Origin of the sequence: Salipiger mucosus DSM 16094, from assembly GCF_000442255.1 — a bacterium.
Taxonomy (GTDB): Bacteria; Pseudomonadota; Alphaproteobacteria; order Rhodobacterales; family Rhodobacteraceae; genus Salipiger; species Salipiger mucosus.
This window is the reverse complement of sequence record NZ_KE557276.1, coordinates 357,072-369,966: the sequence shown is the minus strand read 5'-3', so window position 1 is coordinate 369,966 and position 12,895 is coordinate 357,072. Positions and strand designations below refer to the sequence as shown.

General features: G+C 70.2%; 11 protein-coding genes and 1 pseudogene. 4 read left to right on the top strand and 8 right to left on the bottom strand.

The features are described from left to right. Together SALMUC_RS30500 and SALMUC_RS13875 are read right to left on the bottom strand one after the other, a co-directional pair. On the bottom strand, positions 1-495 hold a 495-nt coding region (locus SALMUC_RS30500), incomplete at its 3' end, for a hypothetical protein (RefSeq protein ID WP_037371895.1). Between the two features lie 16 nt (positions 496-511). Beyond that, on the bottom strand, positions 512-1,111 hold the full coding sequence (locus tag SALMUC_RS13875) for a cache domain-containing protein (protein ID WP_020043539.1): 600 nt from the start codon (positions 1,109-1,111) through the stop codon (positions 512-514). Between the two features lie 152 nt (positions 1,112-1,263). On the opposite strand from SALMUC_RS13875, the gene SALMUC_RS13870 reads away from it, so the two are divergent. From SALMUC_RS13870 to SALMUC_RS13860, 3 genes are all read left to right on the top strand, one after another. After that, positions 1,264-1,593, top strand: coding sequence for an SMR family transporter (locus tag SALMUC_RS13870; RefSeq protein ID WP_020043540.1), 330 nt, complete (start codon positions 1,264-1,266; stop codon positions 1,591-1,593). 59 nt (positions 1,594-1,652) lie between these two features. Next, the gene (gene typA / locus SALMUC_RS13865; protein WP_020043541.1) at positions 1,653-3,470 is read left to right on the top strand and encodes a translational GTPase TypA; all 1,818 of its coding nucleotides are present in this window, start codon (positions 1,653-1,655) and stop codon (positions 3,468-3,470) included. 251 nt (positions 3,471-3,721) lie between these two features. After that, on the top strand, positions 3,722-4,375 hold the full coding sequence (locus SALMUC_RS13860; RefSeq protein ID WP_020043542.1) for a DUF6639 family protein: 654 nt from the start codon (positions 3,722-3,724) through the stop codon (positions 4,373-4,375). A 25-nt stretch (positions 4,376-4,400) separates the two neighbouring features. On the opposite strand, the gene SALMUC_RS13855 is transcribed toward SALMUC_RS13860, so the two are convergent. From SALMUC_RS13855 to recA, 4 genes are all read right to left on the bottom strand, one after another. Next, a complete protein-coding gene (locus SALMUC_RS13855; RefSeq protein ID WP_020043543.1) occupies positions 4,401-4,688 on the bottom strand; it encodes a DUF1330 domain-containing protein in 288 nt (95 codons plus the stop codon). Position 4,689: 1 nt separating this feature from the next. Continuing rightward, positions 4,690-4,974 (bottom strand): DUF1330 domain-containing protein, encoded by a 285-nt coding sequence (locus tag SALMUC_RS13850; protein ID WP_020043544.1) that lies wholly within the window; start codon positions 4,972-4,974, stop codon positions 4,690-4,692. 4 nt (positions 4,975-4,978) lie between these two features. Beyond that, a complete protein-coding gene (gene alaS / locus SALMUC_RS13845; protein WP_021120395.1) occupies positions 4,979-7,651 on the bottom strand; it encodes an alanine--tRNA ligase in 2,673 nt (890 codons plus the stop codon). Between the two features lie 431 nt (positions 7,652-8,082). Beyond that, entirely contained in the window at positions 8,083-9,162 is a 1,080-nt protein-coding gene (recA, locus tag SALMUC_RS13840; protein ID WP_020043546.1) for a recombinase RecA, read from the bottom strand. A gap of 182 nt (positions 9,163-9,344) precedes the next feature. On the opposite strand from recA, the gene SALMUC_RS13835 reads away from it, so the two are divergent. Next, on the top strand, positions 9,345-9,938 hold the full coding sequence (locus SALMUC_RS13835; protein ID WP_020043547.1) for a hypothetical protein: 594 nt from the start codon (positions 9,345-9,347) through the stop codon (positions 9,936-9,938). A gap of 145 nt (positions 9,939-10,083) precedes the next feature. On the opposite strand, the gene SALMUC_RS13830 is transcribed toward SALMUC_RS13835, so the two are convergent. Together SALMUC_RS13830 and SALMUC_RS13825 are read right to left on the bottom strand one after the other, a co-directional pair. Further along, the gene (locus tag SALMUC_RS13830; protein ID WP_020043548.1) at positions 10,084-12,315 is read right to left on the bottom strand and encodes a hybrid sensor histidine kinase/response regulator; all 2,232 of its coding nucleotides are present in this window, start codon (positions 12,313-12,315) and stop codon (positions 10,084-10,086) included. Positions 12,316-12,492: 177 nt separating this feature from the next. Further along, a pseudogene (locus SALMUC_RS13825) lies at positions 12,493-12,895 on the bottom strand (RsmB/NOP family class I SAM-dependent RNA methyltransferase); the annotation flags it as partial.

Here is a 12,895-nt window from a genome sequence, read left to right as displayed (position 1 = left end):
GACGCGCGCCAGCGCCGCCGCGTCACTCCAGGCCATGGCGACGGCGCCCACCGGCGCCGCCATGCCCTCGCGCCAGACCGGGGCCGCGATCCACAGGCCGCCGCGCTCCGTGGCCACGCCCCGCTCCGACAGCGCGCGCCCGGCGAGCCCGGCGAGCTCCGCGCCCGTCGCCGCCGTATCGCCGGCCTCGGCCTGCATCGCCCCGTCGGCGCCCACGACCACGATGGCATTCAGATCGTCGCCCCCGGCGCGCAGCCCGATCTCGACCTGCGCCGCGATGCGCTCGGCCGCGTTGAAGCGCATGTGATCGACCAGGGCCTCGGCCTCGACCGAGACGCTTTTCCCGGCAAGGCGCAGAACGCCCTGGCGCGCCACGTCTCCGATCAGCGTCGAGGATTGCCAGGCCATGATACCGGCCACGACGAGGGTCGAGACCGCCAGCAGGGCGGCCGCCCGCAGGAAGACGGACTCGAAAAGGCTGCGCAGGGCGGACATGTTCGGACCTCCGGGATTACATCAGGTATTCGGCGTTGACGCCGACGGTCATCGCGCCGATGGCCTCGCCGCTCTCGGGATCGACCAGCGTGACCGAGATCTGCCCCTGGTAGGTCTGGCTCGATTCGTCGAACTCCACCTCGCCGAAATGCACGGCCTCCGGGCCCTTGCCGAAGGTCTCGGTGAACTTCGCCTCGTCGCCCTGCCAATAGTCCGAGGTCAGCGCCGAGGCCGCCACGTTGAGCCCGCGCGCGTCCATCACGAAGATCTCCGTGATGGCGCCGCCGGCGGCCGAGACCCGCTCGCGCAGGAAGGTGGCGGCGGCGTTGTCGATGACCGGCGCGATGGTCGGACGTTCGGCCGCGCCCAGCTCGGACTGCCAGGCCGCATCGAGCGCCGCGATCTCGGACCCGGTCAGCTGCGCGGTTTCCGCGTTGTGCGCCTCGATCGCCGCGATCAGCACCTCGCTGCCGGTCCAGGGCAGCACCTCGCTTTCCAGGAAGGCGCTCATCGCCGGTTTCGCATCCATCGCGAGGCCGGGCGCGGCGAAACACGCCACAAGGGCGGCCGCGAGCACGCGGGGGACGGTCTGTGAGGTCAGTCTCGGTCGGGTCATCGGGTATCTCCATTCGCGCACCGGGCGCCTGCGAGGCAGACCCTAGGGCCCAATCCCTCACGCCGGGTTAAGACCGGCCCGGAAAATCGCCGCCGACTCGCCACCGCGCCCGCGCCGTGGCAGGGAGGGGCATCCCCGAAGGAGCCGCGCCCATGCCCTATCTCACGCTCGCCCTTGCCGTGCTGGCCGAGACCATCGGCACCACCGCGCTTCAGGCCAGCCAGCAGTTCACCCGGCCCCTGCCCGCCGCGATCACCGTCGTGGCCTATGCCGCCGCCTTCTGGCTGCTCTCGCTCGCGCTGCGCAGCTTTCCCGTCGGCATCGCCTACGCGATCTGGTCGGGGCTCGGCATCGTCTTCATCGCCGTGATCGGCCGGCTCGCCTTCGGGCAGCGGCTCGACTGGCCCGCGATGCTCGGAATGACGATGATCCTCGCCGGGATCCTCGTCATTCACCTGTTTTCCCGAACCGGACCGCATTAGGGCTGGCTTTTCCGCCCCGCTGCGGATAGGCCGCGCGCGAACACCCGAAAGGCTTAGACATGGACCTTCGCAATATTGCGATCATCGCTCACGTGGACCACGGCAAGACGACGCTGGTGGACGAACTGCTCAAGCAGTCCGGCGCGTTCCGCGAGAACCAGGCGGTCGCCGAACGCGCGATGGACAGCAACGACCTCGAGCGCGAGCGCGGCATCACCATCCTCGCCAAGGCGACCAGCGTGGAGTGGAAGAATACCCGCATCAACATCGTCGACACCCCCGGCCACGCCGACTTCGGCGCCGAGGTGGAACGCATCCTGTCGATGGTCGACGGCGTGGTGCTGCTGGTGGACGCGGCCGAGGGACCGATGCCGCAAACCAAGTTCGTGACCTCGAAGGCGCTGGCGCTCGGCCTGCGGCCCATCGTGGTGCTGAACAAGGTCGACAAGCCCGACGCCGAGCCCGACCGGGCCCTCGACGAGGTCTTCGACCTCTTCGGCGCGCTGGATGCGGACGAGGACCAGCTCGACTTCCCGCACATGTATGCCTCGGGCCGCTCGGGCTGGGCCGATCACGAGCTCGACGGGCCGCGCAAGGACCTCTCGGCGCTCTTCAAGCTGATCGTCGACCACGTGCCCGCGCCCAAGCAGGTCGCGCACGAGGACGACGACTTCCGCATGCTGGCGACCACGCTCTCGGCCGACCCCTTCCTGGGGCGGATCCTGACGGGCCGCGTCGAAAGCGGCAAGCTCAAGGTCGGCGCCACCGTTCAGGCGCTCAGCCGCATGGGCCAGAAGGTCGAGCAGTTCCGCGTGAGCCGGATCCAGGCCTTCCGCGGCCTCGCCTACCAGGACATCGACGAGGCGCGGGCCGGCGACATCGTCACGCTCGCGGGGATGCAGAAGGCCACCGTCGCCGACACGATCTGCGCGCTGGCAGTCGAGGAGCCCCTGCCCGCGCTGCCGATCGACCCGCCCACCATCACCGTGACCTTCGGCATCAACGACAGCCCGCTCGCCGGGCGCGACGGCAAGAAGGTGCAGAGCCGCGTCATCCGCGAGCGCCTGATGAAGGAAAGCGAATCCAACGTCGCGATCCGCGTCAAGGACACCCCCGGCGGCGAGGCCTTCGAGGTCTCGGGCCGCGGCGAGCTGCAGATGGGCGTGCTGATCGAGAACATGCGCCGCGAGGGATTCGAGCTGTCGATCTCGCGCCCGCAGGTGATCATGAAGGAAGAGGACGGCCAGCTGCTCGAGCCGGTCGAGGAAGCCACCATCGACGTCGACGAGGACTACTCGGGCGCGGTGATCGAGAAGCTGACCGGCCACCGCCGCGGCGAGCTGGTCGAGATGAAGCCCGCCGGCACCGGCAAGACCCGCATCGTGGCCCACGTGCCCGCGCGCGGCCTGATCGGCTACCACGGCGAGTTCCTGACCGATACGCGCGGCACCGGCGTGATGAACCGCGTGTTCCACGGCTGGACGCCCCACAAGGGCGCGATTCCCGGCCGCCGCGCGGGCGTGCTGATCTCGATGGAGGACGGCGAGGCCGTGGCCTTTGCCCTGTGGAACCTCGAGGAGCGCGGCAAGATGTTCATCGGCGCGCAGGAAAAGGTCTACGGCGGCATGATCATCGGCGAGCACAGCCGCGAGAACGATCTCGAGGTGAACCCGCTCAAGGGCAAGAAGCTGACCAACGTGCGCGCCTCGGGCTCGGACGACGCGGTGCGGCTGACCCCGCCGACGGTGCTTTCGCTGGAAGAGGCCATCGCCTACATCAACGACGACGAGCTGGTCGAGGTCACCCCCAACGCGGTGCGCCTGCGCAAGCGCTACCTCGACCCGCACGAGCGCAAGCGGATGGCCAAGCAGCCCTGATCCCTCCCGGGCGCGCCCGCCGCACTGGCGGGGCATGGGGGCGCTGCCCTCATCCTGCGGCCAGGGCCGCCGCAGGTCCCCCGGGGCGCCGCTCCGGCGCGGATCGTGGTCCTCGCGGGCCCTTGCGGGCCCGTCGGGGGCGCTGCCCCCGCTGCGGCTGCGCCGCAGTCCCCCGGGATATTTGCAGCCAGAAGATGCCAGGGGCGCATTGCCTGTTCGCGCGGTGGCGCGGCCCTGCTATCCTGCCCGACATGCGGTGGGTTCTTTTCGCGATCTGTCTGGCTTCGCCGGTCGTGGCGGAGGAGGTCTGCCCCGGCGGGCTGTTCCGCGTGAGCGCGCCCGACGCGGCGCTGAGCGCGCGCATCTGCAAGGTGGCCGAGGCGGCGGTGCCCGAGCTGGCGGCCTGCGGGCTGCCCATCGCGCGGCCGGTGCGGATCTCGGTGGTGGAGTCCTTCGAGAGCGACTGCATGGGGCTCTACCACTGCGGAGAGGACCTGGTCGAAGTGCTCTCGCCGGAGGGGCTGGCGCGCGTCCGGCGGCCCGACAGTCTCTTTGCGCCGCTCACCGATGCGACCTACTTCGACAGCATCGTCGTGCACGAGCTGGCCCATGCCGCCTACGACGCCGTGCCCTGCCCCTTCGACAGCTGTCTCGCGGAGAGCGAATACCTCGCCTATACCAGCCAGATCGCCAGCCTGCCCGAGGCCGACCGGGCGGCGGTCGAGGCCGGTATTCCGATGGACACGCGGGTCACGCATGACGCGGTCAACGACATCATGCTGATGTTCGCCCCCGACCGCTTTGCGCAGAGCGCCTGGGCGCATCTCAACCAGCGCGAGGACCCCTGCGCCTACACGCGCATGGTCGCCGACGGCCGCATCGCCTTCGGCGCATCGCATCCCTGAGCCGCCCCGCGCGGGGGCGCGCCGGTCACTCGGTGGTCTCGACGATCACCAGCTCGCGCTCGGCGGCGCCGCGCGCGTGGCTCATCGCCTCCTGGTACTCGGGCGAGCGGTAGCATTCCTCCGCCGCCTCGACCGAGGGGAACTGCGCCACGACGTTGCGCGCGCGCTCCTTGCCCTCGAGCTGCACGTAGCGGCCGCCGCGCGCGACGAAGGCGCCGCCGTACTTGGCGATGGCCGGGCCCGCGAGTTTCGCGTAGCGGCCATAGGCCTCCTCGTCGGTGACGGTGACATGGGCGATCCAGAGGGCGGGCATCTCAGGCTCCTTCGACGATGACGATGTCGCGCGTGCTGGCGCGCTGCGCGATGGGGAGAATCCCCTGGTATTCCGGCGAGTTGTACCAGGCCTCGGCACTCGCGCGGTCGGGGAACTCGATGATGACGTGGCGCGAAGGCGCATTGCCCTCGAGCACCAGCTGCGGCCCGCCCTTGGCGAGGAAGCGTCCGCCGAAAGGCGCCGCCGTCTCGACCGTGCGGCTGGCGTAGGCCTTGTAGTCCTCGGGGTCGGTAACCTCGACGCGGGCGATCAGGTAGGAGGTCATGGGCTCAGCCCGCCAGCACGGCTTCCGCCGCCTTGATCGCGTCCTCGGCCTGCGTCGCGTCCTTGGCGCCGCCCTGGGCCATGTCGGGACGGCCGCCGCCGCCCTTGCCGCCCATGGCCGCCACCGCCGCCTTGACCAGGTCCACCGCCGAGACCTTGGCCGTAAGGTCCTCGGTCACGCCGGCCGCCACGGCGACCTTGCCGCCGGTGTCCGCGATCAGCAGCACCGCGCCCGAGCCCAGCCGCGCCTTGTGCTCGTCGATGAGCGGCGGCAGGTCCTTGCCCGACACCCCGCCCAGCACCTGGCCGTGGAACGTGACGCCGTTCACCTCGCGCGCCTCGCCGCCGCCCTGCCCCGGGCCGCCGGCCATGGCCAGATCCCGGCGCAGCTGCGCCACCTCGTTGCCGAGCGAGCGCCGCTCGTCGAGCAGCGAGGCCACGCGGGCCACCGCGTCGGGGCCATGCGCCTTGAGCAGCGTCTCGATCTCGCCGAGGGCCGCGTCACGCGAGCGCAGCTCGGCCATGGCGGCCTCGCCGGTCAGCGCCTCGATCCGCCGCACGCCCGCCGAGGAGGCGGTCTCGGAGGTCAGCACGAAGGTCCCGATCTCGCCCGTGTGAGCCACGTGCGTGCCGCCGCAGAGCTCGATCGAGTAGGTCGCCCCGTCGGTCCCCTTGCCCGAGCCATGCTGCGAGCCCATCGAGACCACGCGCACCTCGTCGCCGTATTTCTCGCCGAAAAGCGCCTGCGCGCCGATCTCGCGGGCGTCGTCGGGCGTCATGATCCGCGTCACCACCGGGCTGTTCTGCCGGATGTAGGCGTTGACCTCGCGCTCGACCTGCGCGCGTTCCTCGCCCGTCAGCGCCTTGGCATGGCTGAAGTCGAAGCGCAGCCGGTCCGGCGCGTTGAGCGAGCCGCGCTGCGCGACGTGATCGCCAAGCGCGCGACGCAGCGCCTCGTGCAGCAGGTGCGTGGCCGAGTGGTTGGCGCGGATCGTCGCGCGCCGCCTGTGGTCGACCTCGAGCGCCACCGCCTCGCCCTTGGTGAAGCGGCCCGAGGTGATCTTGACCCGGTGGGCAAAGACCTTGCCGCCGCCCATACGCTGGGTGTCGCTGACCTCGGCGATGTCGTCCTCGTCGTCCAGCCGGCGCAGCCAGCCGGTGTCGCCCACCTGGCCGCCCGCCTCGCCGTAGAAGGGCGTCTGGTTCAGCACGATCCAGCCCTCTTCCCCGGCCTCCAGCGCCTCGACCGTCTCGCCGTCCCTGACCAGCGCCAGCATCTGGCCCTCGGCGGTTTCCGTGTCGTAGCCCAGGAAATCGGTCGCGCCGTGTGCCTCGGCGATGTCGAACCAGATCGCGAGGTCGGCGGATTCGCCCGACCCCGACCAGGCCGCGCGCGCCTTGGCCTTCTGCTCGGCCATGGCACTGTCGAAGCCCGCGGTGTCGACCTCTCGGCCGCGCTCGCGCAGCGCATCCTGCGTCAGGTCGAGCGGGAAGCCGTAGGTGTCGTAGAGCTTGAAGGCCGACTCGCCGGGCAGCTTGGTGCCCTCGGGCAGGCCCGTCAGCTCGTCGTCGAGCAGCTTCAGGCCCCGGTCCAGCGTCTGCTTGAACCGCGTCTCCTCCAGCTTCAGCGTTTCCTCGATCAGCGCCTGCGCGCGGTGCAGCTCGGGATAGGCGGCGCCCATCTGGCGCACCAGCGAGGGCACCAGCCGGTGCATCAGCGGGTCCTGCGCGCCCAGCAGGTGCGCGTGGCGCATCGCGCGGCGCATGATCCGGCGCAGCACGTAGCCGCGCCCGTCGTTCGAGGGCATCACCCCGTCCGCGATCAGGAAGGAGGTCGAGCGCAGGTGGTCGGCGATCACCCGGTGATGCGTCTTGCCCGGCCCGTCGGGGTCGGTGCTGGTGGCATCGGCCGAGGCCTCGATCAGCGCGCGGATGAGGTCGGTCGCGTAGTTGTCGTTGGTGCCCTGCAGCAGCGCCGCGACCCGCTCGATCCCCATGCCGGTGTCGATGCTCTGCGCATCCAGCTCGCGGCGGGTGCCGTCCTCGAACTGCTCGAACTGCATGAAGACGAGGTTCCAGATCTCGACGAAGCGGTCACCGTCCTCTTCCGGGGTGCCCGGAGGGCCGCCCCAGTACTTGTCGCCGTGGTCGAAGAAGATCTCCGAGCAGGGACCGCAGGGCCCGGTCGAGCCCATCATCCAGAAGTTGTCCATCGTGTCGATGCGCAGGATGCGGTCCTCGGGCACGCCGGTCTTCTTCCACAGCTCCACCGCCTCGTCGTCGGTGTGGTAGACCGTGACCAGCAGCCGGTCCTTCGGGATGTCCAGCTCCTTGGTGACCAGCTCCCAGGCATAGGGGATCGCCTGGCTCTTGAAGTAGTCGCCGAAGGAGAAATTCCCCAGCATCTCGAAGAAGGTATGGTGACGCGCGGTATAGCCCACGTTGTCGAGGTCGTTGTGCTTTCCGCCGGCGCGGACGCATTTCTGCGCCGTCGTCGCGCGGGTGTAGTCGCGGTGTTCGACCCCGGTGAACAGGTTCTTGAACTGCACCATGCCGCTGTTGGCGAACATCAGCGTGGGGTCGTTGCGCGGCACGAGCGGGCTCGAGGGCACGACCTCGTGTCCCTGTTTCTCGAAGTAGCTCAGAAAGGTCGAGCGGATGTCGTTCAGCGTGGGCATGCGTCTCTCTTGCGCCTCGTTCCAGCGGTGCGCGCAGATGTATCGCCGCCTTGGCCCCCTGTCCATAAGCGGCCAAAGAAAAGGCACGGCCCGAGGCACCCGATTTTGCGACGAAAATTCGCCGCGGCCCGCGCGGCCCGATGCCGGAGAGTGCTGCTGAGGGCCCGAGCGGAAGCCTTGCAAGGGGCGCGGCATGGCGCCGGGCCGGTGGGCCGCCCCCATGCCGGGCAGTTGGCCCGGCTGGATGCCCGCCCCGGAGCGCGGCCCGATGCCTGGCCTTTGCCCTGCTCGAATATCGCTTCCGGCGCCACGCCCGACGCCTGCTCCTCGGCCCGGCCGGACGCCCGACCACGGCCGAAAACGAAACCGGGCGCCACGATCGCGGCGCCCGGGCTCATTCGTCGGCTCTTGCGGCCGTGCCGCGCGGGGCCTCAGCCCTCCATCACGTCGCCGTCGTCGTCCGAGGGCTTTTCGTCCATGTGGAAGTCCAGCCCGTGGGCGGCGCGGATCTTGTCCTCGATATCCAGCGCGATCTGGCTGTTCTCGCGCAGGAAGTTCTTGGCGTTCTCGCGGCCCTGGCCGATGCGTTCGTCGCCGTAGGAATACCAGGCGCCCGACTTGTCCACGACGCCGGCCTTCACCCCGAGGTCCAGCAGCTCGCCGGTCTTCGAGATGCCCTCGCCGTACATGATGTCGAACTCGACCTGCTTGAAGGGCGGCGCCACCTTGTTCTTCACCACCTTCACGCGGGTCGCGTTGCCGACCACCTCGTCGCGGTCCTTGACCGAGCCGATGCGGCGGATGTCGAGCCGTACCGAGCTGTAGAACTTCAGCGCGTTGCCGCCGGTCGTGGTCTCGGGCGAGCCGAACATCACGCCGATCTTCATCCGGATCTGGTTGATGAAGACCACCATGCAGTTGGAGCGGCTGATCGAGCCGGTGAGCTTGCGCATCGCCTGGCTCATCAGGCGGGCCTGAACGCCGACGCTCGAATCGCCCATGTCGCCCTCGAGCTCGGACTTGGGCGTCAGCGCCGCGACCGAATCGACCACGACCATGTTCACCGCGCCCGAGCGCACCAGCGTGTCGGTGATCTCCAGCGCCTGCTCGCCCGTGTCGGGCTGCGAGATCAGCAGCTCGTCGAGGTCCACGCCCAGCTTCTTGGCGTATTGCGGGTCGAGCGCGTGTTCGGCGTCGACGAAGGCGCAGACGCCGCCCTTCTTCTGCTGCTCGGCCACGCAGTGCAGCGTCAGCGTCGTCTTGCCCGAGGATTCGGGGCCGTAGATCTCGATGATCCGGCCCATCGGCAGCCCGCCGATCCCGAGCGCGATGTCGAGACCCAGCGAGCCGGTCGAGGTCGCCTCGATGTCCCGGAAGGCGTTGTCGCCGCCGAGCTTCATGATCGAGCCCTTGCCGAACTGGCGCTCGATCTGCGCGAGCGCCGAGTCGAGCGCTTTCTGGCGGTCCGCGTTTTTCTTGCTGTCCATCGTCAGAAGATCTGCCGTTGCCATGAGTTTCGGTCCTTATTCCACACGTGCCGGGGCGCGGCAATGACTGCTTTCGTTCGCCTCTTGTTCCTCTGCAACATGAGACCAAAACGCGAACATTTCAAGCCGAATGTTCACCTCCCACTTTCTCGCCTGAGGGTTAAGGAGTAGTTACGCGTCAGGCGCAAAGACCGACGGGGCGGGAGATGCTGGTTTTCTGGAAGGCGCGGCTGGTGCTGCTGGCGGTGCCCAAGACGGGCACGCAGGCCTACGATTCCGCCCTCGCGCCCCACGCGGCGATGGCGGTGCTCGACCCGCCCGAGCTCAAGCACGCGCCGGTCTACCGCTACAACCGTTTCTTCCGCCCCATGTTCGACCGCATGGGGGCCGAGGACATGGAGCTCATGGCCGTCGTGCGCGAACCCGTCTCCTGGCTGGGGTCGTGGTATCGCTACCGCCAGCGCGGCTTTCTCGAGGGCAAGCCCGCCTCGACCCGCGGCATGAGCTTCGACGCCTTCGTCGCCGGCTATTGCGAGGGGCAGCGCCCGCCCTTCGCCGACGTCGGAAGCCAGGCGAAATTCGTCGAGCCGCGCCCCAACGGCACCGCCGTGCGCCACCTCTTCCGCTACGAGCACCAGGACCGCATCACCGCCTTCCTCGAGGAGCGCCTCGGCCTCGCCCTCGAGCTGCCGCGCAGGAACGTCTCGCCCCGCGCCGAGCTGGACCTCTCGCCCGAAACCGAGGCCCGCCTGCGCCGCAAGTGCGCCGCCGACTTCGAGGTCTGGGAGAGCGCCCTCTGACTCAGGCCCGGGTCACACCCGACGCGCCGCGCCGGGCCGCCACCCCCTGCACCGGCGTCGCCCTCTTGCACGCGACCGAGGCCGGGCCGAACTATCGAGCTTGAGGTCCCGGGAAGCCACGCGCCGAACCCCGGGGCCCGCGCCGCTAGCCCATCTGCCCGTGCACCGTCTCGGTCAGCTCGTCGAGCGAGAAGGGCTTCGGCAGGAAGACGGAGTTCGGCACCACGGTCTGGCCGTCGCCGAAGGCCTCCTCGGCGTAGCCCGAGACGAAGACCACCCGGGTCTCCGGCCGCGCCGCCAGCGCCTTTCGCACCCATGTCGGGCCATCCATGCCGGGCATCACCACGTCGGTCACGAAGACATCGACCGCGAGGTCGGGATCCTCCAGCCGCTCAAGCGCCTCCTCGGCGGTCTCGGCCTCGATCACGGTGTAGCCGCGCAGACGCAGCGCGCGCGCCGCAAAGGCGCGCACCGGCGCCTCGTCCTCGACCAGCATCACCACGCCCGCCCCGCGATCGGCCAGCCGGCGCTGCGCCTCCGTGCCGGCGGGGGCGGCAAGCTGGCGCGGCGCCTCTTGCGCCGGCAGCAGCAGGGTGAAGCAGGACCCCCGGCCCTGCTCGCTGTCGACGAAGATGAAGCCGCCGGTCTGCTTGACGATGCCGTAGACCGTCGAAAGGCCCAGCCCCGTCCCCTCGCCGGTGCGCTTGGTGGTGAAGAAGGGCTCGAAGACCTTCTGCAGCTTCTCCGGCGCGATGCCGCAGCCCTCGTCGATGACCTTCACGCTGACGTAGGCCCCGGGCGCCACCGTCGCGCGGTCACGCTTGAGCGCTTCCTGCAGCACCAGCCGCTCGGTCTCGATCACGATCTCGCCGCCCTCGGTCATGGCGTCGCGCGCGTTCACCACGAGGTTCATCATCACCTGTTCCAGCTGCCGCCGGTCGCCGCGGATCGCCGGCAGCACCGGGTCGTGGCGCAGGGTCAGCCGCACCTTCTCGCCCACCAGGCGGTTCAGCAGGTGGGTCAGGTCCGACAGCGTGTCGCGCAGGTCCATGACCTCGGGGCGCAGCGTCTGCTTGCGCGAGAAGGCCAGCAGCTGGCCCACCAGCGCCGCCGCGCGATTGGCGTTCTGGTTGATCTGCACGAGGTCCGCGTAGTCCGGATCGCCCTGGTCGTGGCGCAGCAGCAGCAGATCGCAGTGCCCCGAGATCGCGGTCAGCAGGTTGTTGAAATCATGCGCCACGCCGCCCGCGAGCTGGCCGATGGCCTGCATCTTCTGGCTCTGGACGAACTGCGCCTCCAGCGTCTTGAGCTCGGTCGCGTCGTTCAGCACCGCGACCAGCTCGGCGCGGCCGGACTCCATGACCCGGTTCAGCGTGACCTGCACGAAGAACTCGCGATCCTGCCGCGCCAGTCTCAGGAACTCCGAGCGGTGCAGGTCGCGGCCCGCCGCCGCCTCCGAGAGCCAGTCGGTGATCGGCCGGCCGAGCCCCTCCATGAATTCCGAGATGTTCGACCCGTCCGCGCTGGCCACGTCCAGCAGCCTGCAGGCGCGCGCGTTGGCATGCAGGATGCGGCCGTCCGGCGTGACGTTGAGCAGGGGCACCGGCACGTGGTCGAAGCCCCCGGCGCGCGCCGCCTCGGGTTCGCTCGCGTCGAGGGGCTGGAGCACGATCTCCTGCCGCCCGAGGCTCGACTCGCTGGTGCTGACGGTAAAGCTGCGCGGCCCCTCGGGCGTGGCGAACTGGTGCACGCCGCCCGGGCGCAGCGGCAGGTCCTGCAGCACGTCCTCGAGCCGCCGGATGCGGCGGCCCAGCAGCGCCCGCGCGGCCATGTTCATGTAGAGCACCGCTCCGCTGCGGCCCACCGTCAGCACCGGCAGCACCGGCGGTTCCGGGCCCTCGGCGGCCACCCCGCGGCCCGGCAGAGGCTCGATCCGCCACAGCAGGCGGCCGCCCGCAAGCGCGCGCAGGCCGATGCGGATGCGCCCCTCGCGGCCGACGACATCCTCCTGGGCGATGCCGCCCTCGCGCGTGCGCTGGCGCAATCGCTCGAGCATCTGGTCGGCCCCGGTGACGGTCTCCGAGAGCAGGGCGCCGATCGCCCGGCCCGGCGCCGCACCCCAAAGGTGCCCCGCGGCGGCATTGGCAAAGAGCACCGAACCCGTCTCGTCGGTCGTCAGGATGGGCGCCGGATCATCCTCGGCAAAGGCCTCGAGCACCTCGATGTCGCGCTGCACCGTCCGTCTCCGGCCAAGCCGCGTCACCACGGCGACCCCGGCCACGGCGACAAAGGCGCCCCCGGCGGCGAAGAACCCCAGCTTGAGCGCCATGTCGGCGAAGAGAAAGGCGAAGACGAGGCAGGCGAAGGCCAGAAGCATGAGCACGCAACAGATGCGGGCCGTGTCCCACGTCACGCGCGGGCCTGCCTCACCTGATGCCGTAACCTCTGCCAAGCCATCCCCCCGGCGGTGCACTCTCTACCGCACGTCTCGCACAGGTGGGTTTAACAATCGTAAACGGCACCCGTCCTCCCGCGAGGGGGTCAATTGAGCATGTCACCCGGAACGCGTCAATTGCGCCAGGAAGAAACCGTCGCCGCCCTCGGCGGGCAGGAACTGGCGCCGCGCCGCCTCGGACCAGCCGGGATGCGCGGAGAGGAAGGCCTCGATCTGCGCGCCGTTCTCCCCGGCCAGCACCGAGCAGGTCGCATAGGCCAGCGTCCCCCCCGGCGCCACCAGCGTGGCGGCCTCGGCAAGGATCCCGGCCTGGATCGTGCCCAGCTCGGCGAGGCGCGCGGGCGTCAGGCGCCACTTGCCCTCGGGCGCACGGCGCCAGGCGCCGCTGCCGGAACAGGGCGCGTCGCAGAGCACGAGGTCATGGGGCCCGCGCGGCGCATCCTCGCGCCGCACCTCGGCGCCGGCCCGCGCGGCGCATCCTCGCGCCGCACCTCGGCGCCGG

Bases quoted from the DNA above. Each gene is read 5' to 3' on its own strand.
- SALMUC_RS13875 (WP_020043539.1), bottom strand. From the start codon at position 1,111: ATGACCCGACCGAGACTGACCTCACAGACCGTCCCCCGCGTGCTCGCG.
- SALMUC_RS13870 (WP_020043540.1), top strand. From the start codon at position 1,264: ATGCCCTATCTCACGCTCGCCCTTGCCGTGCTGGCCGAGACCATCGGC.
- typA (WP_020043541.1), top strand. From the start codon at position 1,653: ATGGACCTTCGCAATATTGCGATCATCGCTCACGTGGACCACGGCAAG.
- SALMUC_RS13860 (WP_020043542.1), top strand. From the start codon at position 3,722: ATGCGGTGGGTTCTTTTCGCGATCTGTCTGGCTTCGCCGGTCGTGGCG.
- SALMUC_RS13855 (WP_020043543.1), bottom strand. From the start codon at position 4,688: ATGCCCGCCCTCTGGATCGCCCATGTCACCGTCACCGACGAGGAGGCC.
- SALMUC_RS13850 (WP_020043544.1), bottom strand. From the start codon at position 4,974: ATGACCTCCTACCTGATCGCCCGCGTCGAGGTTACCGACCCCGAGGAC.
- alaS (WP_021120395.1), bottom strand. From the start codon at position 7,651: ATGCCCACGCTGAACGACATCCGCTCGACCTTTCTGAGCTACTTCGAG.
- recA (WP_020043546.1), bottom strand. From the start codon at position 9,162: ATGGCAACGGCAGATCTTCTGACGATGGACAGCAAGAAAAACGCGGAC.
- SALMUC_RS13835 (WP_020043547.1), top strand. From the start codon at position 9,345: ATGCTGGTTTTCTGGAAGGCGCGGCTGGTGCTGCTGGCGGTGCCCAAG.
- SALMUC_RS13830 (WP_020043548.1), bottom strand. From the start codon at position 12,315: ATGCTTCTGGCCTTCGCCTGCCTCGTCTTCGCCTTTCTCTTCGCCGAC.